Source organism: Actinokineospora diospyrosa (genome assembly GCF_024171925.1).
Taxonomy (GTDB): domain Bacteria; phylum Actinomycetota; class Actinomycetes; order Mycobacteriales; family Pseudonocardiaceae; genus Actinokineospora; species Actinokineospora diospyrosa.
In genome coordinates this window covers 100383-121894 of sequence record NZ_JAMTCO010000005.1, presented here as the reverse complement: position 1 = coordinate 121894, position 21512 = coordinate 100383, and the positions used below count along the sequence as shown (strand labels likewise).

The window sequence follows — 21512 nt, the reverse complement described above, 5'->3', positions numbered from 1 at the left end:
GCGCTTGCCCTACGCACCTTGCGTTTCCGTAAGGGCGGCTTCCTGGGGACGTTCATCGCCCTCTTCTTCGGTGCGGCGCTGATCCTCGCCTGTGCCGGCCTGATGGAGACGGGCATTCGCACGGCGATCCCACCGGAGCGGTTGGCGCACGCGGACCTGCAGGTCGTCGCTCCGCACAAGTTCGAGCTGTCCAGGGACGACCCGGACGAGGATGGCGGTAAGCACCACACGGACACCGCGCTGCTGCCCGAGCGCGTGCGGTTGGCGCCAACTGTCGTCGACCAGGTCAAGACAGTGCGCGGAGTGCAGTCGGCGGTAGCGGACTTCTCGTTCCCGGTCGCGATCGATGGCGTTCCCGCTACCGGGCACGGTTCTGCTTCTGTGGGTAAGACGACTCAGCGTGGACAGGTATGGCTACCTGCCCAGGCTGGTGAGAAGGTCACGGTCTCCTATCGGGGGAAGTCGCGAGAGTTCGTGGTCGCGGGGACCTCAAACGTGCCGCTGTTCGCCGAGCAGGACGTGGCCGAGCTCGCCGGTAGGTCCACCGTGGACACCGTGTCAGTCGTGGCATCGCCGGGGACAGACATAGAGGCTCTTGCGACCGCTCTAGGCAGGTACGGCCAGGTACTCACGGGGGATGACCGTGGGCTGGTGGAACACCCGGACGCGGAGGCCAAGGGCGACGGGCTCATCGCGCTTGCCGGGGTGATCGGTGGCCTAGCGACGATGACGGCGCTGTTCGTGGTCGCGTCGACGCTGGGTCTGTCGGTGCGCCAGCGGTCGCGTGAGCTGGCTCTGCTGCGGGCGGTGGGCACCACGCCGGGTCAGCTGCGGTGGATGGTGCTCGCCGAGGCGCTGCTGGTCGGGGTCGTGGCGACGGCGCTGGGCTGCCTGCCGGGGCGCTGGATCGGCGAGTGGCTGTTCGGGGTGCTGGTGGACAAGGGCGTGGTGGCCGAGGGGGTCGTGTTCCACCAGGGCTGGATCCCGTTGGTGATCGCGGTCGGGGCGGGGCTGTTGACCACCGTGGGCGCGGCGCTGATCGCGGCCCGGCGGGCGGCGCGGACCCGGCCGACGGAGGCGCTGACGGACTCGGCGCTGGACACCCGGTGGCTGAGCGTGCCGCGCGCGATCCTGGCGTTGCTGGCCACCGGCGGCGGTATCGCGCTGGCGATCGTGACGGTCGCGGTCATGGAGGGTCCGGTCGCCGCGAGCACGGCAGGCCCATCGGTGATGCTGTGGGCTATCGCGCTCGCGTTGATCTCGCCTGGGATCACCCGGGTCTTGGTGGCGGTGCTGCGTTGGCCGCTGCGCGCGGTCACCGGTGTCGCGGGCGAACTAGGGCTACTCAACGCCCGAGCCCGCACAGTCCGTCTAGCCGCCGCCGTAACCCCGATCATGCTGGCGACCGGTATCGCTACCGCGAACATCTACCTCCAGACGACTCAAGACGAGGTAGCGCGAGAGGCCTACGCAGCCACCCTTCGCGCTGACACCATCGTCACCTCGACCACCGGCGGCCTCCCCCTAGACCTGGCTGACCGCCTGCGAACCACGCCGGGCATCACAGCCGCCACCAACCTGAGCAGTACCCACGTTTTCGTCATAGCCCCCTTCAACGACGGCCAAGACGACGACGGCTTCCCCACTCACGCCGTCTCCGGCGACATCGCCGCCACCACAGCGGTCACCGTCACCGCTGGCTCTATAGACAACCTGACCGGCACCTCCATCGCCGTCCCAGAGTCCATGGGCTACCGCGTCGGCAACCACATCACCCTCCGCCTAGGGGACGGCGCAGACGTTGACGTGACCGTTACCGCCACCTTCGTAGGCGTGACCGGCTTCGAAACCGTCCTGATGCCAGCCGCCCTCGTCCTCCCCCACACCAGCGAGGACCTCCCCCAGCAGATCCTCGTCCGCGGCGACCCAGCAGCGGTAGCGGCGGCGGTCGCCACCGTGCCCGGCGCCATGGTCGGCGACCGCGCCACCGTGACGGCGGCGTTCAACGAGGGCCAGGAAGTGGGGCTGTGGGTGAACTACACCCTGGTCGGGATGATCATGGCTTACACGGTGATCTCGGTGGTGAACACCCTGGTCATGGCGACCGCCGCCCGCCGACGGGAGTTCGGCCTGCAGCGGTTGACCGGCTCGAGCCGGGGCCAGGTCCTGCGCATGATGGCCACGGAGGGCGTCATGGTCGCCCTGGTCGGCCTGATCCTGGGCACCCTGGTCTCCGCGGGCACCCTGGTTCCCTTCAGCCTGGTCGTCTCCGACTCGATCTTCCCCATGGGCCCGGCCTGGATCTACCTGACCATCCTGGGCGTCATGACCGCTCTTACCCTCGCCTCCACTCTTATCCCCACCTGGCGAGCCACGAAGACCCGCCCGGTGGACGCGGCAGCACTACCGGACTAGCTGTGTGGTTACGGCTGGGGACGTGGCGTTCAACTTGAGCAGCACGGGTGTCGCGTTAGGTGCGATGGGCAATCGGTAGATGGCAGGTGGGCCGTTGCGGCCGGAGGGGCGCGCGTACGCGACGGTGATGTTGTCGAGCCACGCTGCTTGGTCGTCGACCTCTTCGGGCTCGCCTAGTGGGGTCTCGGTGCCGGTTGCGAGGTTCAAGGTGTGGAGGCGCCAATGGTCGCCGAGGCGCTTCTTATAGGCGAGGTGGGTGCCGTCTGGGGAGAGGGAAGGGCATTCGACGTTCTGCCGGAGGGGGGTCAGGGTTCGGGTAGCGAGGTCGCCTTTGATCAGCCAGGTGGTGTTGTTGGTGGCGAGGGTCGCGTAGAAGCCCTTGTCGTCGGGGGTGAAGGTGATACCCCAGAAGTTGCGATCGCGGGAGTCGATGCCTTGCACCGTGAAGTCCTCCATGGAGCCGTACAGGGTGCCGGTCTGGCGGTCGTAGATGCCTGCTGTGGTGGAGAAGTAACCCGCAGGCATGTAGGAGTCGCCTTCGCGGAAGACCGTCCAGGCGACTAAGCGGCCGGAAGGCGAGACGCGGGCTCGGCTGGGGGTTCCGTCTAGTGGCAGGGTTCTTTCGAGGTTGTTGCCGGAGTAGATGGCAGCTTCGAAGCTGGGCGGCACGGCGACTGAGCGAAGGCAGACGGTGGTCGAGGCGGCGGAGTAGACGCGTAGGCACGACAGGTCGCTGGACGTACCGGGCTCGGGTTGGCCTATAGGCACGCGGCCGACGTGGCCGTTCTCGACGTATAGCAGCGAGTCCGGAGCAGTGAGGTCGATCTCACCGCCCGGGTCGGCGGCGACCACGACATACGTCGCGGTCGCCGCCACCAGGGCCATCAGGGCACCGACACCCACGAGCTTCCTCACCGCCACCTCCACGCGACCGCGATCGCCCCGGCGAGCGCGAGACCGAAGTACACAAAGGACATACCGAGCCCACCGAACCCCGCCAGCACGCCGAACAGCACCGCCGCGCAGGTCCGGGCAAGCGCTTGCGCGGTCTGCACGACCGCCAGCCCGCTCGCCGTCTGACCGGCGGGCAACAATGGACCAACGCAGGCCATGAGCACGCCATCGGTGGCCGCGTAGAACAGGCCGTGCAGACCGAGCGCGGCGATCAGCACGAGCCAGTTGCCGCCGATGAGCAGCAGTGCGTAGACCGCGAGCAGCACCAGGTGCCCGCCGAGGAACACCCGCCACCGACCGACCCGGTCCGCGAACCGCCCAACCGGGAGAGCGCAGGCCAGGAAGGTCACCGCGATTCCCACCGGCAGCAGTGGCAACCATTTCGGGTCGACGCCGGTGCGCTGCTGGGCCGCCAGGAGCAGGAAAGCGTCGCTGACCGTGGCGAACCCGAGCACGGTCGCCACCACGGTCACCCGCCGGTACTCCGGCCGCAGGAGCACCCGGAAGTCGACCTTCGCGCGCTCGACCCGCTCCCCCGGGTCCCGCACCCAAACGGCCAACACGATCACCCCGGCCACGGCGAACGCAAAGCTGACCACGAACACCGATCCTGGCGCGGCCGCGGCGATCAGGGCGAACGCGACCACCGGACCGAGCAACGCGCCGATCGTGTCCAGCGTCCGGTGCACACCGAACGCCCGGCCGAGCAACGCGGGCGGGCTCGCGAGGGTGATCATGGCATCGCGCGGCCCGGTGCGGATTCCCTTGCCCGCCCGGTCCAGTGCGACCAGCCCGCCGATCAGTGGCAACGTTGCGCCAGCGGCCGGGAAGCCGAGCTTGGTCACCGCGGACAAGCCGTACCCGACCAGCGCGACCGCCTTGGGACGGCCGGTCCGATCGGCGAAGTGGCCGCCCGCGAGTCGCAACAGTGCGGTGGCGCCGGTGTAGAGGCCGTCGACGACGCCGAGTTGCAGGTACCCGGCGCCGAGGCCGTAGACCAGGTACATCGGCAGGAAGGCGGTGACCATCTCGGCGGAGATGTCGGTGAGCAGGCTGACCACGCCGAGGGCGAGCACGGTCGAGGGCAGACCCGCCACCGACCGCGCCCCCTCGCGCGGGAGTTCGCGCGTGTACACCAGCTAGCCCCGGCTGATCCGGACGTCGTCGACCTGGGCCTCCACCAGGCTCGCCGACCCGCCGTCCGCCGCCTCGACGACGATGCGGACCGTCTGCCCGGCGAACGCCGACAGGTCGACCGACGCGGTGCGCCACGACCCGTTGACGTGCGCGCCGGTCCCCTTCTGCTCCAGCACCACGGTGTCCTGGACCTTCACCCGGAAGTAGTCCTCTGTGGACGCGTTGGCGCCGAGTCCGGCGCTCCACCGCAACGACAGCCGCAGCGCCCCGCTCGGCAACGTGATCGCCGGGGACCGCACCGAGGTCAGCCCGCCGTCGACGTCGTAACTGCCCGCGCCCGACCCGGCGAGACGCCCGGTGACCAGGTTGTTCGTGCCGCTGGTCGTGGTGCCGAGCTGCTTGTCGCCGTTCTCCGCCGTGGCCTCGGGATCGCCGCGTTCCCAGGCCCCGGTTGACGCGTTGTCGGTGCCGGACGCGTTGCCCACCCACCCCGTGTCGCGCTCGAAGTCGTCGAAGTAGACGTCACTGCTGGGCGCCCCGACCGTCAGCGCGAAGGTCGCCGTTTTCGTTTGCCCCGCAACGGTTCCGCTGACCGTGATCGTGCTGGTCCCCGGCGTCGCACTGGCTGCGGCGTTGAGCGTGACGGTCGCGGCACCGGGCGCGGTGACCGGGTTCGGCGCGATGCTCGCGGTCACCCCGGCCGGGAGTCCGGACAGGCTCAGGGTTGCCGACCCGCTGCCGCTGACCGTCACCTTGGTGGTCGTCGATCCGCCCGGCGCCACGGTCGCGGGGTCGGCGGTCAGGGAGAAACCGCTGGTGCCCTTGGGTTTGCACGCCCCGGAGAAGTCGTCGGTGAACGTCCGGCCTGCGACGGGGATGAACTGGCCGCGGTAGCCGGTGGCGTTCAGGGTCAGCTTGAGGATGCCGTAGGTGTTGTCGTTGCTGGCCTCGATGTTCGGCATCGTGCGGGAGAAGGTGTAGAAGGCGCGGCCGCCGGTGCCGACCAGGACCTCGCGGATGCCGTTGGTGGCGTCCGCGGTGCCGTCGGGGCGCTGCGGGGCGTAGCGCTGGTAGTTGTGGTCGTGGCCGTTGAGGATCAGGTCGGCCTTGTTGTCGTAGAGCGCCTGCCAGATCGGCCGCGCGGCGGTGGTGGGGCTGTGCGAGCCGCGGGTGAACAGCGGGTGGTGGAAGTACGCCGCGGTGCACGGCTTGGCGGTGGCCTTGAGGTCGTTGCGCAGCCACACCTCCTGCGCGGACCCGGCGGACATGGAGATGTTGCTGTTGAGCGCCACGAAATGCCAGTCGCCGACGTCCCAGCTGTAGTACCCCTTGCCGCGCTCCCCCGCGATCCCGTTGTTGTTGCCGGTCCCGTTGAAGTAGTCCCAATACCCGGCCGCGCCACTGGTTTGGTACTCGTGGTTGCCGGGAGTCGGTTTGATCAATGACCGGAACTGGCCCCACGCGGGTTCGTAGTAGGTCCGGTAGTCGCTGAGCGAGCCGTTCTCGTAAGCGTTGTCACCGGTGGTGAACACCGCGGCCGGGTTGGCGGCTTTCACCAGGTCAGCGGTCTGCTTGCAGTTGGAACCGCAGATGTCCCCGGCCCCCACCACCACGACCTCGGCGGCGGGCTGCTGGGCGGAGACGGTGCTCGAGAGCCAACCGGAGACACCGCCGACCAAACACAGGACCGCTCCCGCGGCCAACCATCGTCGTTTCGCGTCCATTGGGCAAAACCTTCCTCACGCAGGGGTTTCGATGAGGAAGGTATTCAGCTGAATGCGACAAGCAATGCCCCGCGACAACCGCCGCGCTATTCCCGGAACACGGCTTGCCGAAACCGCCAGCTCAACCGGGTGGGACCGAGCCGTTCCGGGCCGGGTACCCGGATCGTTCCGGGTTTAGGACCGGTGCACCGCGATGGCGGCGATCACCAGACCGTCGCCGGTGATCCAGCGGCCGGTGAAGCCGGTGACCTCGACGCCGTCGACCACGGGCCCGGGGACGAGCAGGTCGGCGGTGTAGGTGCCATCCTCGGCGAGCCGGATGCGGGCTTCGGAGAAGCCCAACCACTTGCGGGCCAAGGGGAACCACGCCTTGTAGACGCTCTCCTTGGCGGCGAACAGGAGCTTGTCCCAGTGCACGTCCGGCGCCCGGCGCGCCAAGTCGGCGAGGTGATCACGCTCGTCGGGGAGGCTGACCGCGTCCAGCACGCCGTCCGGCAGACCCACGTGCGGCTCCGCGTCGATGCCGACGGTGGTGATCTCGGCGGACTCGGCGAGCACCGCGGCCCGGTACCCCGCGCAGTGGGTCATGCTGCCGACCACCCCGGCGGGCCACTGCGGGGCCCCCTTCTCCCCCGGCAGGATCGCCACCGGCTCGCGCCCGAGCCGCACCAACCCCTCCCGAGCACAATGCCGAACCGTCGTGTACTCCCGCCGCCGCTTGTCCACCGCCTTGGCGACGAACTGCTCCTCCTCCGGCAGCAACACAGCCCCCGGCGGATCAACAAACGCCTCCACCGCCACGACGGCGGCGGGCAGGATCAGCTCAATCACGGTCCACCACGCCCCGACCCTATCCAGCCCCCCGGCCCCCAGGGGCCCGTCGTGGCACGGATCATCCGCGAACCGCCGGTACCTCACTCACCACGAGTCGCTTCACCCAACCCCAGCCAGCGCTTCCCTCACCAACCCACCCCAACCGCCTACCCCACGACCGGCGACCCTGCCCCACCCCGGCAACCCCACCGCCACCCGCTCCGCGCGCACGCGTCGACCTGCGCCCGGCCCCCACCCTCTCCGGGGGGCGTCCCTGGTCCAGTCTACTGGGCCCCACCGACAGTGGATCTTGAAACGAGGGCGTGGAGATCGACATGTGGATAACTTCTGTCGCTGGAGCGGGTGAATACAGGTCACCCTCCTGACGCAGATCCCGAGGTCAGGAAGTTTCGAAGCGTGAGAGGTGCGACTGGCGGAACGAAGTCGCCAGCGGAGCAGGAGTCGAGGCAGGCGACTTCCCGCAGGTGGGTGGTGTCGGGACCAGCAAGGCGAGATGTCGCGATCGGCGAACCCTTGCGCACGCCGTCGGCAATCTGCGGTGCGGGAGATTTCGCCCCCGGAGGGGCGCTGGCGGTAGAGCGAGAAGCCGCTTCTGGTGCGCACCGGCTACAAGCGCGGCGCCGGGCTCCCCGCGCGCGTCGGGCGACGCCCAGCCCCCACCCTCTCCGGGGGGCGGCCCCAGGGCCAGTCTACTAGGTGGGACCGACAGTGGATCTTGGGAGAGGGGTGGTGGAGATCGACATGTGGATAACTTTTGTCGCTGGAACGGGTGAATGTGGAGGGGGAGGGAGGCGCCAGGGGAAGAGGGCGCAGGGGCCCGCGCCCCGACCGGGTCCAGCGGGGTCGGAGCGCGGGGGCGCGTAGAAAGGGCTAGCCGGCGCGGGCGATGACGTAGGTCATGGGAAGGTCTAGGCGGTCGCCGTTGGGGAGGGTGTCGGTGCCTTGGAGGATGATCGCGCCGGAGTCGAGGATTGAGAGGCCTGCGCTGGCGAGGACCTCCTGGAGTTTGCCGTCCACCCAGGCGGCTGGGGTGAGGTTGTGCTTGAAGACCTGGCGCATCTTGGGGACGGCGGTGGGGCTCTGGGAGAGGGCGTCCTTGATCGTGTCCCCGGCTGCGGGGGCCAGTTCGACGGCGAAGAGGTGGCCGGAGGCGCCCAAGAGGGTCGCCAGGGACGCGGCGGCAGCGGGGCGGCGTTCGTCGGGCATTTGGTGCAGGACGCCGCGCATGTAGATGTTGGTGTCGCCGAGTTCGGCGTGCAGGGCGGTCGCGGCGGCGGGGTCGGCGAGGTCGAAGGTGCGGAAGTCGACCCCTGAATCAGCGTGCAGGGCGGTCGCGTGCTCGATCGCGGCAGGCGCGAAGTCCAGGCCGAGCACCCGGCCGTAGTGCTCGGCGAGCGCTGCCGACTGGGTGCCGTTGCCGCAGCCGACGTCCAGCACCGGCAGGTCGATGGCGAAGTGCTGCTCGAACAGCGGCAGCTGCGCGGTCGCGGTCACCCCCGGCGCACTGTCCCAGATGGCCAACCCCCGCTCGTGCGGCAGGTCCGACCAGAACCCCTGCCAGTTCGCGTTCACCGGCTGTCCCATGATGCCTCCACCCACTTATCCCACTGATGGGTGATGGTTTACGACTCTCCGGCAACGCGCACAAGTCCTTGATCGACTTTTTGGGCTGAACAGGTGAAATCAGATAACGAAAGTGGTCGATGCACATAACGAACCGTGACCACAACCGACGATCGATCTGTCCACACAGGACATATCCAGGACCCCGACCACACCGAAGGGCCCGCCGGTCGAGACCGGCGGGCCCTTCGGGTCAGACCGCTAGCGATCAGTCGCTACCGCTGCGCCGCCGCCTGGTCACGAAGACCGTGACCGCGCCGACCAGGAGCAGGAACAGGCCGCCGAAGAACGGCCACTTGACGTCGGCACCGGTGTCGACCAGCCCCGAGTCGTCGCCTGCGGTGACGCCGACGGTAACCACGGCCGCGTTGTTCGCGGCGTTGTCGTCCGGCGTCCCGTCGGCCAGCGTCACGTTCGCCACCGCGGTGGTGTCGGTGACCGTGGTGGTCGCCGTCGTGCTCACCGTGATCGCACCGAGCTGCTGACCGGGCAGGATCACCGCGTCGGTGACGCAGGTCGCGACCTGGCCCGCCACGGTGCACTGCCACAGCACCGCCGCGGCCGCGTTGATGTCCTGCGCGCTCGCCGCGGGCTGGGCCTCACCGCCCGCGGAGTCGATCCGCAGGCCCTTCGGGACGGTGATCGTCGTGCGCGCGCCGACCACCGGGGTGTTGCCGGTGTTGGACACGACCGAGGTGAAGATCACCGTCTGGCCGACGTTGGCCGACGGCGTCGGGGTGCTGACCCCGACCGCGAGGTCGATGAGCTTGGTCACGAACCCGGCGTCCACATCCGACAGCTGCGGGATGGTCCCGTCGCCGCCCGGCTCGATGGCCAGCGCCGCGGTGACCCCGGTGAGCCAGCTGACGTCGGAGTTGGTCGCGTCACCGGACACGTTCGGCTTGGTGAACGACTTCCCGGCGGGCAGCGTGACACCGACGTAGTAGGTGCCGGCGACCAGGTCGGCGAAGTGGTACTTGCCGTTGGAGTCGGTCGTGGTCGTCGTGATCGGCGAGCCCGCGTCGTTGTAGAGGGTCACCGTCACCCCGGCCACCCCGGGCTCACCGGAGTCCTGCAGGCCGTTGGCGTTGGTGTCGTCCCAGACGAAGTCACCGACGCTGCCGTGCCGCTCGCCGAAGTTGATGACCTTGCCGTCGACGGTGTTCGGGTTGATCTGCAACAGCGTCACCGGCACCACGTTCGGCGTGGTCGAGCCGTACCCGGCGGGCTGGGTCTCGACGACGATGTAGTTGCCGAGCGGCAGGTTCGGGAACGTGTAGTGCCCGTTGCTGTCGGTCGTGGTCGGGGACCCGATCTGGACCCCGTTGCCGTCCTGCAGGGTGATGGTCACCCCGGGCAGGAAGGTCGGCTCGTCGTTGTCGATCACGCCGTCGCCGTCCAGGTCGACCCAGACGCGACCGCCGATGGAGTCCGGCAGTTCGGCGAAGGTGTAGCCGCTGGCGTTCTCACCCGCGACGAGCACGATCGGCGTGATCGTGTCCGAACCGCTTGCCGAGCCACCGCTGTTGCCCGGTGTGTCGACGCCGTCGTTGTAGTTGTCCGGCTGCTCCTCGGTCAGCGAGTACGTGCCCGCCACCAGCTCGGGGAAGATGTAGGACCCGTCGCCCTTGCTGGTCGCGGTCGCGTTGACAGTGAGCCCGTTGACGTCGGTACCGGTCAGGTGCAGGACCACGTCCGGGATGCCCGGCTCGCCGACCTGCTGGGAGCCGTTGCGGTTGTTGTCCTGGAAGACCACGCCCTCCAACACCGTGAAGTTGTCGGTGAAGTTGTAGCCGGTGATCGACTTGTTCGGGTCGAGGTCGATGTTGGTGATGTAGTTCGGCAACGAGTCGTCGCCGCCCTCGCTACCGGCCTCCGACGTGCCCTGCCCGTACCCGGTGGGCTGGGTCTCGGCGAGGGTGTAGTTCCCGCCGGGTCGCAGGTTGGTGAAGGTGTAGGTGCCGTCGACGCCGGTCGTGGTCGTCAGGTTGACCGGGTTGCCGAGGTCGTCGAGGCCGGTCAGCGTGATCGTGACCCCCGCGAGCGGGCTCGGCGTCGAGCCGTTGTCGGTCACCAGACCCGAGATCGAGGACGGGACGACCTCGCCGAAGTTGTACCCGGTGGCGTCCTCACCGCCCGCGAGCGAGATGCCGATGATCGCGTTCGGCGGCGAGAGCGTGCCGCCGGTGTTGCCGACGGTCTCCTTGCCGTCGAGCCGGTTCACCGGGGTGTCCTCGGTCAGCGTGTAGCTGGCGCTACCGACCAGGTTCGGGAACGTGTAGATGCCGGTGGTGCCGTTGGAGGTGACCGTCTGGTTCACCGTGGTGCCGTTGGCGTCGGTACCGGTCAGGTGGACGCTTGCGGCAAGACCCGGCTCACCGACGTCCTTGATGCCGTCGTTGTCGTAGTCGTCGAACACGACACCGGCGAGGGAACCGCGGTCTTCGGCGAAGATGTAGCCGGTACCGGTGTTGCCCGAGCTCACCACGATGCCGCTGATGACGTCGTTGACGCTGACGTTGCCCGCGGGCGTGCCGTTGGTCTCCGGTCCGTCGCCGTACCCGGTGGGCTGGGTCTCGGTGAGCGTGTAGGTGCCCGGGGCCAGGTTCGTGAAGGTGAACGTGCCGTTGGGCGCCGTGGTCGTGGTCGAGGTCGCGGCACCCGACAGCGCGATGCTGACGTTGCCGATCCCGTTGCCGCCGTCGTCCTGGACGGTGCCGCTGATGGACACCGCCACGTACTCGCCGAACAAGTACCCGGTGGCGTTGGTCCGCGCGGCCAGCGAGATGGCGCTGATCGCGTTCGGCGGCGAGAGCGTGCCGCTCGACGTGCCAACGGTTTCCTTGCCGTCGGAGTACGCGCCCGGCTGCGTCTCGGTCACCGTGTACGTGCCCGCCCGCAGGTCCGGGAACGAGTACAGGCCGGTGGTGGCCGCGCTCGTCGCCGTCAGCGTGATGGCGTTGCCGTCGGAGTCGGTGCCGGTCAGCGTGACCGTGACCCCGCTGAGGCCTGCCTCGGCGCCGTTGATGGTGCCGCTGTTGTCGGCGTCGAGGTAGACGTTGCCCGCCAGGCTGGAGGTCGGGCGCTCGGCGAACAGGTTGCCGGTGCTCGACTGCCCGGAGGTCAGCGTGATGTTGACGATGTCGTTGCCGCCGGAGGAGCCGATGGTCCCCGGTGTGTCGGTGCCGTCGTCGTAGGCGGCGGGCTGCGTCTCGGTCACCACGTAGGTGCCTGCTTGCACGCTGGTGAACTCGAAGGTTCCGTCCGCGGCGGTGGTGGCCGGGATGTTGACCGGCGAACCGCCCACGGTGGTGGTCCCGGTCAGCGTCACGGTCACACCCGAGATCCCGGTGTCGTACTGGGTGCTGCCCGGGTTGTAGGTGCCGTTGTTGAGCCGGTCGGCGAACACGCGGCCGGAGATGGTGCCCACGGTCGGGGCGGACGCGGTCGCGAAGTCGCTGATCGGGTCGCCGACGACGTCGGTGCCGTTGACCGTCGCGGTGTTGCTGTCACCGGTGATCGGGGCGGTCGCGGTGCAGGTGTAGCTGGAGCTGCCGCCCGCGCCCAGGGTGCCGATCGTGGCGTTGGCGCACGAGGGCACCGTCGGGTCGGACACCGTGATGCCGGTGATGTTGCTGTCGCCGTCGTTGTGGACGGTGATGGTGAAGGTGATGGTCTCGCCGGTGGTGTAGGTCGCCTTGTCCGGGACCTTGGTGATGTCGATCGACGGGTTGACGACGGTGACCGCGACCTCACCGGTGCCGGTCAACGGGTCGCCGAAGGAACTGTCGCCGGTGGCCGTCGCGGTGTTGGTGTAGTCGTCGGCGCCCGCGACACCGGTGCACGAGTAGGTGTAAGGCGCGTCGGCCAGCAGGGTGCCGATGATCCTGTCGCAGTTCGCGGCGAGCGGGTCGTCGACCTCGACGCTGGTGGCGCTGGACCCGCCCGGTGACACGACGGAGAAGTTGTAGGTCACCGTGTCACCCGGCTTGTACGGGCCCGGGGCGTTGAGGGTCTTGGTGACGCTGATCGACGGGATCGGCACGGACAGCACGAGGTTCTCGGCGAGGTAGGTGTCGCCGGAGGTCGAGAAGGTCAGTGTCGCCGATGTGGACCCGGTGGTGATCAGGTTCGTCGCGATGACCTTGGAGTCGATGCTCATGTTGTTCGCGACCGACGGGTTGGCCGCGTGTTGGCCGTTGGAGACGAAGAAGTTGTTCGTCACCGCGGCCCCGAGCGGGTCCTCCGTGGCCGTGCCGTTGATGGAGAACGCGTCGCCGACGATGTTGAAGTCGCCCTCGTAGGCGGTCACGCCGACGCGGACGTTTGGGTCACCCACCCGGAAGCCGGTCACGGTGGTCGTGGTCGCGGCGTCGGCGGAGGACTGGCGGACGTGACCGTCGTAGATGTAGACCTCGCGCTTGGCGGGGGCGTCGACGTTGGGCGCGTCGAAGTACCAGACGACGACCAGCGACCAGCCCGCGAAGCAGCCGAAGCCCTGGGGGGACCAGACGTTGCCGAGGGTGATGGTCTGCGCGGACCCGGTCGTCAGGTTCGCCGAGACCTGGGCGGTCACGTTCGCGTACGCGGTGTAGAACTGCGGCTGCGAGTTGGGCACGTTCGCCAGGGCGTCGCGGCTGACGACCTGCGGCGCGTAGGCGGTGGTGACGCCGCCGACGGTCAACCGGGTGGAGGTCGACTCCGGGGTGCCCGAGGGGAGCACCGACGTTCCCGCGCCCGCGAGGAACTGGCGGGTGTTGCAGCCGGGCAGCGCGGAGATGGTGCCGTCGGCGAGGCGGACGGTGCCGGTGTCGCCCGCCCAGTTCAGCCGGGCGTAGTCGATCTTGGCGCCCGCCGGGACGGTGACCGTGGCGGTGGAGGAGTTGAAGGTGGCGGGGCTGCCGTCGACGTCGGACCACCTCATGTAGTACGAGTCGTTGATGCCCGTCGCCGTGGTGTTGGTCCGCGCCTGGGACTGGGCGCAGGTCGAGATCGGCTCACCGAACGGGTCCTCGGGGTCGTCGCCCTGCGGGCACTGCATGTTGCCGTTGCCGGTCTGGTAGAAGTCGCCGTAGATCTCTTTGTCGTAGTTCAAGGTGAACGGGCGAACGACGGCGGCTTCCACGGGAGCGGCCACCAGGACCACCACACCCGCGGCGGCGGTCACCGAAGCCAACGCGACCGCGAGGCCGCGGCGGACCGCTCTCGTTATGGACATGTCCCAACTCCCATGCAGAACGACAGTTTCCGACGAATCGGAATCTGCCTTGGGTGCACGGACCGCGCGCGCCAGCGGCCGGGGATTCACCAGGTCGGGTAGATCTCAGTAACGATGCTGGTCAGCACTGTGCGAAGTGGACCTTCGAAAACGGCGGGGTCAGCCGGTCTCGCGGAGCTCGGCGGGCACGGCGGCGAGGTCCGCGGGGTTCTTGGCCTGCTCGCGCACCAGGACGCCGTGCAGGATCATCCGCTGCCGGTTGGAGAACTTGGGGTGGCAGGTGGTCAGCGTGATCATCTTCTGGCGCTGCTCGGCCGGGGTCTTCGCGGCAGGGTTACCGGGCACAGGTGCGACTACCTCGCTCTGCGCGGGGGTGACGATCTGGCGGCCGACAGCCCTGGCGTACTCACCGGTCTGCGGGGCGACTCCTGCGCAGTGCGGGTTGGTGCTCTTAGCGGCCCAGTTCTTGGCGTCGTCGGTTGTGGGGAGCATGCGGTAGACGTACCAAGTGGACTGGGTCTCTACGACCATGGCGTCGCAGGCGTTGAGGAGGTCGAGGTCGTTGAAGGGGGCACCCTTGCCAACCCGGTGACCGGCGACGGCGAAGTTGCCGGGCTGGCCGGGTAGGGCGGACTTCTTGTAGTGGCCGGGACCGGTCTCAAGGTCCTCGACGGAAGTACCTTCGACGACGGTGAAGTGGTAGTCCTCGCCGAGCGCCGGGATGTACAGCTTCGCCATCCCCTCCCCGTCGGCGAACTCGAACTTCTGCTGCCGCTGCGGATCGGCGACCGTGGGCTGCTGCCACTGCTCGTCCAGCGCGACGGTGACGTCCTCCTGCTTCTCAGCGGACATCAGGTCGGTCACCCAGACCTCGTACACAACGAACAGCAGGACGACGATGCCCAGGGTGACCATCGCCTCGCCTATAGACCGGACGATGACTGCACCGGTGCTCGCCTTGCGCACGGGCTTTGGCGCGTCTTCCTCGGGCTCGTCGTCGAACTCGTTTTCGGGGTCGTCGGGGGGCGGTTCGATGCGTTCGGTCTCGGGGTCGGCGTAGCGGGGGGCTCCTAGGGAGCCCCGGTGCGCGCGGATGAACTCGGTGGGCTCGTCCTCGGCGGGGTGGACGGGCTGGAGGAGCTCGGTGGGCGCCTCGGCGGGGTGCGGGCGGCCGCGCTGGGGAGCGGGACGGCCGTTCAACCCGGGGTCGGGGCGGCCGTTGACGGGTGGTGCGGCACTGGTCGGCTCGGCACCGGGTGGGGGCTGAGCAGCGGTGAGGGGGCGACCGCCACGGGGGGCGCCAACTGGGCGACCGCCGAGCGGAGAGCGCGCGTCGGCGCGCGGGAACTGAGCGTCGGCACGTGGACGATCACTGGGTGGCTGCGCGCCGGTAGGCGGGCCCTGGGGCGGCCCATCACCGCGCGAGGCGCGTACGCCATCGGATGGGCGATCACCGCGCGGAACGCGTGCGTCGGCGCGCGAGCGATCTGCACGCGGGGGCTGCGCGTCGGCGAGCGGACGATTGTTGGGTGGCTGCGCGCCGGTGAGGCGGACCTGGGGATCAGCAGGCGGCCCGTCGCCTAGTGGGGGGCGGGTGCCACCGGTTGGGCGATCGCTGAGGGGAACGCGCACGTTGGCGCGTGAGCGATCGGTGGGCGGGGGCTGCGCGCTGGTGGGCGAGACCTGGGGATCAGCAGGCGGCCCGTTGCCTAGCGGGGATCGACCGCCGCCGGTTGGGCGATCGCCGGGTGATGGGTGTGTGCTGGCGGGGTGGTGATCGGTGGGGGCGGGGCGGCCACCTGCGGGCTGGGCGGGGCCGGGTGGTCCGTCGCCGCGGTGGGGTTGGGGGTCGCCGGGTGGGCGGCCGTTGATCGGTAGGTGCCCGCTACGCGGGGATTGCGCGGCGGTTTCGGGGCGGCCGTTCGGGCTGGGCGGAGGTGCGGGGGCGCGGCCATTGGGAGGCTGCGTGGGGGCGCGGCCGGTGGGGGGCTGGGTGGGGGCGGGTGAGTGCCCGTCCACTGGTGGGCGCCCGGTGTTGGGACGGGGCGCACCAGGGGTGGGCCTGGATCCGCTCGCGGGGCGCACGTCCGGCCGTGACTTGGCCTCGGACAACGGGGGATCGGCGGGCTGCCTGCCCGAACGGTCGCTGGGCTGGGGCACCTCGCCACCAGCCGGGCGATCACTGGACTCCGCCCTCAACCGCGCGGCGGCTCGCCTGCCGGGGCGGTCACCGGCCTGGGCCGTGTCGCCCGCAGGTGGGCGGTCACCGGGAGTGGGACTCGGGCGATCGGCGGCCCGGCCGCCGAGGGGGCCAGCCAGCGGGGGGTCGCCGGGCTGGACTGGGGGGTCGGGCAGGCGTCGGCGGCCTTGGTAGTCGGCGGTGGGGGGTTGGGGGTCGGACTCGGGCCAGTGCGGTTGGGGCGGGGGTTCCCGCCGCCGGTCGTCGTGCACTGTGGTCACCCCCTGGTCCTGTCAGACACCTAGAAGGTACGACATGGGGCCGTTCGGGGGACGGGTGAACTGGACACCGGCGGCGGGGCGGCCCCGATCAGGCGGCGTGCAACTGGTCTCGGCCCTCGGTGGCGGCGGCAATGAGCTGGTCGAGGCTGGCGGGGGTGAGCAGGACCTCGAAGTTGTCCAGCTGACCGGCGAAGCGCACCAGCAGGTCGCTGCCCTCGACCTCGGTCGAGATGGCGCAGCTGTCGTTGATCTTGGCCCAGGTGGTGATCTCCAAATCGGAGCGCAACAAGGGGCACCTTCCTTTCGTTGGTTGTGCTGGAGTCAAGGTAGGCCGGCGCAAGTTGCTCCAACAATGCCCCGATAGGGTGGCAACTGTGCCACCCGGACAGCCGCTACCCTCCGTCCATGGCAGCAACCCCCACCCGCCGCAAGAAGCGACTCGGCCGCTTCCTGCGCGACCTCCGCGAAGCAGCAGGCCTGCGAGCAGTGGACGCCGCCCGCAAGCTCAAGACCGAAGAGAGCACCATCAGCCGCTACGAGAACGGCATCTACAAACCCGCCTGGGCCGCCGTCTCCGTCCTGCTCACCCTCTACGGCGCCGATTCCGAAGCCGAAGACAAGGCGGGCGTCCTCTACGACGCGGCCTCGGTCACGGTCCCGAAGATCCGCATCCCGCCCGACTCGCCCAAGGTCTTCCGCGAGTTGGTCAACACCGAACGCGAAGCAGAGAATCTCTACATCCTCGAAACCTCAGTGATTCCAGGACTGCTGCAAACTGCCGACTATGCGAAAGCCCTGTTTTCCACCGGCAGCGATGTCACCATCGAAGTGGATGAGTTGGTCGATTTCCGCCTCGAGCGGCAACAGGTCCTAACTGGACCCGATGCACTGGAACTTTGCGTATGCCTCGATGAGGCCCTGCTGCATCGGCAAGTAGGAGGCCGCAAGGTGCTCCACAACCAGTTGCGGCATCTCCTTGCACTGCTCGAGCAACCCAACATCACGATCCATGTGATCCCGTTCGAAGCGGGCGCCTACGGCAACATGTCGGGCGGTTACCAGGTGATGACTTTTGGCGACGAAGGGGACGCCGATGTCGTCTACATCGAGCACGCTGCAGTCGGCGTGTGGGTGGAGAATGAACGAGACGTAAGGCACTTCCAAGACACGTTCGAGGATGTTCGGGCCCAGGCTCTGAACCCAGAGGAAAGCGCGGAGGTGATCCGCGCGCACGTGAGGAGATTGAGCAAGTGAAGGACCTTCAGTGGCGTCGCAGCAGTCGCTCGGGCACCGCCGGTGGCAACAACAACTGCGTGGAGGTCGCGCGGCCGACCACGGAGTCCGCTGTCTACCTCCGCGACAGCAAGCACGCTGGCACCGCTCTCCGCGTTGACACCAAGTCGTTCGTGGCGTTCCTCAGTGGAGTGACTCGGTGAACTGGCGCCGCAGCAGCTTCAGCGGAGCAGGCGGCGGCAACAACGACTGCGTCGAAGCGGCCTGCCCCACCCCCACCACCATCCACCTGCGGGACAGCAAGAACCCCGGCCCCACCCTCCGGTTCACCGCCCCCGCCTTCCGCAGCCTCCTCACCAAGGTCGGCTGATCCCACACAGGCCCCCGGGATGATTTCGGGGGCTTCTGTGTGCCTATATTGATCCATGCGGATCCGCGAGCTCGACACAGTGCTCCTCGGCGTCCTGAGCAAGGACCACCCGGAGATCACCGAGGTGGTCAAGATCGATAAGGGGCACAGCCGGCTCCGCGTGGACTTCGCCAGCGGCGCCCGAGTCACCATCATGGTCCGCGAGGTCAGCGGGCCGGGTGTGCCCGCTCACGCCGCCTACAGCATCCCCGAGGCGGTCCTCTGATGCGCCGCGACCGCTTTGTCGAATACCTGCGCGAGCAGCTCGCGGCGGCGGGTCACCCCGACATCGCCAGCATCGATACCTACGCCGTCGACACCAAGATCTCTGACCTGCGCATCACCTGCACCGACGGCCGGGTCATCTCGCTGCACACCACCCGCACCTCCCCACCCGGCGGCGACAACTTCGCCGAGCAGGAGCGGATCGTCTCCAAGTAGCTAGCGGTGGTACACCGGTGGGCTGTTGCCCCAGTGGTCGCGGAGGAACTTGGCCAGGGTGGGGTCGTCGACCGCGTAGGCCAGTTTCATGTCGCAGCGGGAGGTCACCGCGATGTGCCGGGCGAGTTGGGCCTCGAGCTTGTAGATGAACTCCTTGTGGATCAGCGGGGAGAACAGCGAGCCGCCCGCGAGTCCGGCTTCGGTGGCCCACTCGTGCCGGGTCTTGACCTCCCAGACCAGCTTCGGGTCGTTCGCGTCGAGCCCGTCGGTGGTGGTTTCGAGGCCTTCCGGGGTGCGCAGGTAGTAGTCGGTCATCGAGCCGGTGACCTTGTCGGCGAAGGCGTTGTGCCGGGCGTTGCCGCCTTGGCGGGGTACGGGTTTCTGCAGGCAGGGCCCGGCTTTGCGCTCGGCGGGGTCGGCGGCGAGTTCGAGGTCCATCCCGGCGATCGCCTTCATCATCGCCCACCCGGACATCTCGGGGAGGGTCTGCGCGCGTTTGCGCAGCGCGCCCGCGAGCACGGCGAAACGGGCGCTGCCACCGGGGTCTAGGGCGCGCGGCGTGTAGATGATCGTGACGTCGTCGAGCGCGGTGGGGATGGACGGGCCCGCTGGCAACTCCGTGACCAGGGAGTCCGGGAAGTACACCGCGTGCACGCTGGCCAGGTCGGCCTCGCTGCTGACCTTCGACGCGTCGTGCGCCAGGGCGCCGAGCACCTCGAACGACCGTAATCGGTGGTGGACGGTGACGTTGCCCTCCGACCCGCCCTCGAACGCGACCGACGACTTCGCCCACCCGCGCTCCACCACGAACCCCGGCGCCGAACCGCCGCCCGCCAGCGACGCGATCGGCCGCTCGCCCTCCCAGACCGCGGCCTCCCGGGTCCCCGCCGAGGTCAGCCGCCGGTCGAACTCGTCGATCGAGTAGTCCGGCGGCGCCGCGTACCGGGGCGCCCCGTTGGGCGTGGCCACCGGCCGGGACACCCCGGCCCGGGGCTGCACCACGGGCGGCCGCACCGGCGGCGGCGCCGGGACGTACCGGCTCACCGTGACCATGTCGGAAACAGCCCTGTTCCCGGCGCTGCGCTGCAACCCGATCAGCGCGTTCTGGCTGTCAGGCGTACCCGCCGGGCGGGCACGCACCGGTTCCGGTTTCCGCTCGCGCTCGGTACCCATGACCAGCAACTTTATCGACGCCACGCCCGGCCATCCGGGCACAGATTCCCGCCCCCACGGCCAACCACGCGCGTTCTACCCTTCGACCAACCCCAGCCCAAGGGACCGCTCATGCACGAACACGAGGCGCTACCCACTCACAACACCCCCACCCGGCCGAAACCGGCCCCCACCTCCGGTTCCGCCATCCTCACCCTCCAACACCAAGCAGGCAACCACGCCGTGGCCACCCTCCTGGCCCCCACCGTCCAACGCGCCTGCTGCGACAGCTGCGGCTCCGGCGGCAGCTGCGAATCCCCCACCCCCGAGGTCGACCCCGCCACCCTGCGACCGCAGTAGCGCTCACCTGGTGGAACGCAGCGAATCGGCGTCAGTTGGACTCCATCAGCCGCGAAACACGCGCACTGGCAGCACCTTCATCGCCGCTGGCTCACGCCAAGAAACCCCGCAGCAGAGCCGCTGTTCCGGCCAGGTGTTCGGCCATGCCCACCCGGGCCGCGACCGCGTCGCCGTCCAGGATTGCGTCGATGATGGCCTTGTGTTGTTCGTTCGAGTGCGTCAAGTTCGCCGGGATGACGGGGATGGCCGCCAGCAGCGCGTTCAGCCGGGTTCGGACGTCGGCTACGGCGGCGGTGAGGGACGGGGTGGCGGTGGCTTCGGCGATGGCCAGGTGCAGCCGGGAGTCGGTGCGGCGGTAGTCCGAGATGCCCGAGGTCGCCGTGTCCGCCAGGCAGCTCCGCAGGTGGCGCCGGACCTGGGGGGTCAACGACCGGGAGGCCGCGACCTCCGCTGCTCCCGTCTCCAGGGCGTAGCGCAGGGTCAGGGTGTCCTCGACATCCCCCGGTGGGGGCAGGGGGTCCGACGACGGGAGTTGGACGAAGGCGCCGCCGTAGCGGCCGCGGCGGGATTCGATGTGGCCGGATTCCTGCAGGGCCCGCAGCGCCTCGCGCAGGGTGACCCGGCTGACCCCCAGGCGCGCCGACAGCTCGCGTTCCGGGGGTAGCCGACCGCCCGGGGGTACGACGCCGAGGCGGATTGCCTGCAGCATCCGCTCCATGGTCTCCTCGAACGCGTTGCCCGCCCGGACCGGCCGGAACAGCGCGTCGGCGAGGACCGGGTCGATGGGGTCAGACGGGAGTGACATAGGCCCCCGAGATACCGCCGTCGACCAGGAACTGGGACGCGGTCATGAAGGACGAATCGTCACTGGCCAGGAAGGCCACTGCGGCGGCGATCTCCTCGGGTTCGGCGAAGCGGCCGAGGGGGATGTGGACCAGGCGGCGGGCAGCCCGCTCGGGATCCGCGGCGAACAGCTCGCGGAGCAGCGGGGTGTTCACCGGACCGGGGCACAGCGCGTTCACCCGGATGCCCTCCCTGGCGAATTGCACGCCCAGCTCGCGGCTCATCGCCAGCACCCCGCCCTTGGACGCGGTGTAGGAGATCTGCGAGGTCGCCGCCCCCATCACCGCCACGAACGAGGCCGTGTTGATCACAGAGCCCTTGCCCGCGCGGCGCATGTGCTCGATGGCGTACTTCGAGCACAGGTACACCGAGGTCAGGTTGACCTCCTGCACCCGGCGCCAGGCGTCGAGGCCGGTGGTGAGGATGGAGTCGTCCTCCGGCGGCGAGATGCCCGCGTTGTTGAAGGCGATGTCGACCGAGCCGTAGGTGTCGAACGCGGTCTGGAACAGCGCCCGGACCTCGTCCTCGCTGGTCACGTTGACCCGCACGAACAGCCCGTCGACCTCGGCGGCGGCCGCCGACCCGCCGTCGGTGTCGACGTCGGCCACCACGACCCGGGCGCCCTCGCTGGCCAGCCGCCGGACCGACGCCAGTCCGATCCCGCTGGCGCCGCCGGTGACGACCGCGACCCGACCCGCTAGACGCATGT

19 protein-coding genes are annotated in these 21512 nt (G+C 69.3%); 8 read left to right on the top strand and 11 right to left on the bottom strand.

The window, feature by feature from the left end; all coding sequences use genetic code 11:
• Positions 1-18 precede the first annotated feature (18 nt).
• Positions 19-2415, top strand: a complete 2397-nt coding sequence (locus tag LV75_RS09950; RefSeq protein WP_308210911.1) for an FtsX-like permease family protein — start codon at positions 19-21, stop codon at positions 2413-2415.
• Here LV75_RS09950 and LV75_RS09945 read toward each other — a convergent pair.
• The 7 genes from LV75_RS09945 to LV75_RS09915 form a co-directional block, all read right to left on the bottom strand.
• Positions 2404-3330 carry a TolB family protein gene (locus LV75_RS09945; RefSeq protein WP_253886527.1) on the bottom strand — a complete coding sequence of 309 codons (927 nt, stop codon included), beginning with the start codon at positions 3328-3330 and terminating at the stop codon, positions 2404-2406. The two genes, LV75_RS09950 and LV75_RS09945, sit on opposite strands and share 12 nt — an antisense overlap.
• Positions 3327-4505 (bottom strand): MFS transporter, encoded by a 1179-nt coding sequence (locus tag LV75_RS09940; RefSeq protein ID WP_253886526.1) that lies wholly within the window; start codon positions 4503-4505, stop codon positions 3327-3329. Before LV75_RS09940 ends, LV75_RS09945 begins: the two co-directional genes overlap by 4 nt.
• Positions 4506-4508: 3 nt before the next feature.
• Positions 4509-6230, bottom strand: a complete 1722-nt coding sequence (locus LV75_RS09935; protein WP_253886525.1) for a metallophosphoesterase — start codon at positions 6228-6230, stop codon at positions 4509-4511.
• 174 nt (positions 6231-6404) lie between these two features.
• Positions 6405-7061, bottom strand: coding sequence for a 4'-phosphopantetheinyl transferase family protein (locus LV75_RS09930; protein WP_253886524.1), 657 nt, complete (start codon positions 7059-7061; stop codon positions 6405-6407).
• An 873-nt stretch (positions 7062-7934) separates the two neighbouring features.
• Positions 7935-8648, bottom strand: a complete 714-nt coding sequence (locus LV75_RS09925) for a class I SAM-dependent methyltransferase (RefSeq protein WP_253886523.1) — start codon at positions 8646-8648, stop codon at positions 7935-7937.
• 247 nt (positions 8649-8895) lie between these two features.
• Positions 8896-13905, bottom strand: a complete 5010-nt coding sequence (locus LV75_RS09920) for an SdrD B-like domain-containing protein (protein ID WP_253886522.1) — start codon at positions 13903-13905, stop codon at positions 8896-8898.
• Positions 13906-14064: 159 nt separating this feature from the next.
• Entirely contained in the window at positions 14065-14871 is an 807-nt protein-coding gene (locus tag LV75_RS09915) for a class E sortase (protein ID WP_253886521.1), read from the bottom strand.
• A 117-nt stretch (positions 14872-14988) separates the two neighbouring features.
• On the opposite strand from LV75_RS09915, the gene LV75_RS09910 reads away from it, so the two are divergent.
• Positions 14989-15489 (top strand): hypothetical protein, encoded by a 501-nt coding sequence (locus tag LV75_RS09910; RefSeq protein ID WP_253886520.1) that lies wholly within the window; start codon positions 14989-14991, stop codon positions 15487-15489.
• A gap of 964 nt (positions 15490-16453) precedes the next feature.
• Here LV75_RS09910 and LV75_RS09905 read toward each other — a convergent pair.
• Positions 16454-16651 carry a hypothetical protein gene (locus LV75_RS09905; protein ID WP_253886519.1) on the bottom strand — a complete coding sequence of 66 codons (198 nt, stop codon included), beginning with the start codon at positions 16649-16651 and terminating at the stop codon, positions 16454-16456.
• Positions 16652-16770: 119 nt separating this feature from the next.
• Between LV75_RS09905 and LV75_RS09900 the strand changes: the two genes are divergently transcribed.
• The 5 genes from LV75_RS09900 to LV75_RS09880 are packed head-to-tail and all read left to right on the top strand — an operon-like array spanning position 16771 to position 18448.
• Positions 16771-17619 carry a helix-turn-helix domain-containing protein gene (locus tag LV75_RS09900; RefSeq protein ID WP_253886518.1) on the top strand — a complete coding sequence of 283 codons (849 nt, stop codon included), beginning with the start codon at positions 16771-16773 and terminating at the stop codon, positions 17617-17619.
• Positions 17616-17801: a DUF397 domain-containing protein gene (locus LV75_RS35440; RefSeq protein WP_253886517.1), complete on the top strand. Its 186-nt coding sequence runs from the start codon at positions 17616-17618 to the stop codon at positions 17799-17801. The genes LV75_RS09900 and LV75_RS35440 overlap by 4 nt, the downstream gene beginning before the upstream one ends.
• Positions 17798-17968: a DUF397 domain-containing protein gene (locus tag LV75_RS09890; protein ID WP_253886516.1), complete on the top strand. Its 171-nt coding sequence runs from the start codon at positions 17798-17800 to the stop codon at positions 17966-17968. The genes LV75_RS35440 and LV75_RS09890 overlap by 4 nt, the downstream gene beginning before the upstream one ends.
• A 55-nt stretch (positions 17969-18023) precedes the next feature.
• Positions 18024-18233, top strand: coding sequence for a hypothetical protein (locus LV75_RS09885; protein WP_253886515.1), 210 nt, complete (start codon positions 18024-18026; stop codon positions 18231-18233).
• Positions 18233-18448, top strand: a complete 216-nt coding sequence (locus tag LV75_RS09880) for a hypothetical protein (protein ID WP_253886514.1) — start codon at positions 18233-18235, stop codon at positions 18446-18448. Before LV75_RS09885 ends, LV75_RS09880 begins: the two co-directional genes overlap by 1 nt.
• Here the strand turns inward: LV75_RS09880 and LV75_RS09875 are convergent, their stop codons facing one another.
• Positions 18449-19621, bottom strand: coding sequence for a hypothetical protein (locus LV75_RS09875; protein ID WP_253886513.1), 1173 nt, complete (start codon positions 19619-19621; stop codon positions 18449-18451).
• A gap of 111 nt (positions 19622-19732) precedes the next feature.
• Between LV75_RS09875 and LV75_RS09870 the strand changes: the two genes are divergently transcribed.
• A complete protein-coding gene (locus LV75_RS09870; RefSeq protein ID WP_253886512.1) occupies positions 19733-19960 on the top strand; it encodes a hypothetical protein in 228 nt (75 codons plus the stop codon).
• 91 nt (positions 19961-20051) lie between these two features.
• Here LV75_RS09870 and LV75_RS09865 read toward each other — a convergent pair whose 3' ends face one another.
• Positions 20052-20765 carry a FadR/GntR family transcriptional regulator gene (locus LV75_RS09865; RefSeq protein WP_253886511.1) on the bottom strand — a complete coding sequence of 238 codons (714 nt, stop codon included), beginning with the start codon at positions 20763-20765 and terminating at the stop codon, positions 20052-20054.
• A complete protein-coding gene (locus tag LV75_RS09860; RefSeq protein WP_253886510.1) occupies positions 20749-21510 on the bottom strand; it encodes a 3-oxoacyl-ACP reductase in 762 nt (253 codons plus the stop codon). The genes LV75_RS09865 and LV75_RS09860 overlap by 17 nt, the downstream gene beginning before the upstream one ends.
• Positions 21511-21512: the final 2 nt, after the last annotated feature.

Bases quoted from the DNA above. Each gene is read 5' to 3' on its own strand.
- LV75_RS09935 (WP_253886525.1), bottom strand. From the start codon at position 6,230: ATGGACGCGAAACGACGATGGTTGGCCGCGGGAGCGGTCCTGTGTTTG.
- LV75_RS09925 (WP_253886523.1), bottom strand. From the start codon at position 8,648: ATGGGACAGCCGGTGAACGCGAACTGGCAGGGGTTCTGGTCGGACCTG.
- LV75_RS09920 (WP_253886522.1), bottom strand. From the start codon at position 13,905: ATGTCCATAACGAGAGCGGTCCGCCGCGGCCTCGCGGTCGCGTTGGCT.
- LV75_RS09900 (WP_253886518.1), top strand. From the start codon at position 16,771: ATGGCAGCAACCCCCACCCGCCGCAAGAAGCGACTCGGCCGCTTCCTG.
- LV75_RS09885 (WP_253886515.1), top strand. From the start codon at position 18,024: ATGCGGATCCGCGAGCTCGACACAGTGCTCCTCGGCGTCCTGAGCAAG.
- LV75_RS09880 (WP_253886514.1), top strand. From the start codon at position 18,233: ATGCGCCGCGACCGCTTTGTCGAATACCTGCGCGAGCAGCTCGCGGCG.
- LV75_RS09875 (WP_253886513.1), bottom strand. From the start codon at position 19,621: ATGGGTACCGAGCGCGAGCGGAAACCGGAACCGGTGCGTGCCCGCCCG.
- LV75_RS09870 (WP_253886512.1), top strand. From the start codon at position 19,733: ATGCACGAACACGAGGCGCTACCCACTCACAACACCCCCACCCGGCCG.
- LV75_RS09865 (WP_253886511.1), bottom strand. From the start codon at position 20,765: ATGTCACTCCCGTCTGACCCCATCGACCCGGTCCTCGCCGACGCGCTG.
- LV75_RS09860 (WP_253886510.1), bottom strand. From the start codon at position 21,510: ATGCGTCTAGCGGGTCGGGTCGCGGTCGTCACCGGCGGCGCCAGCGGG.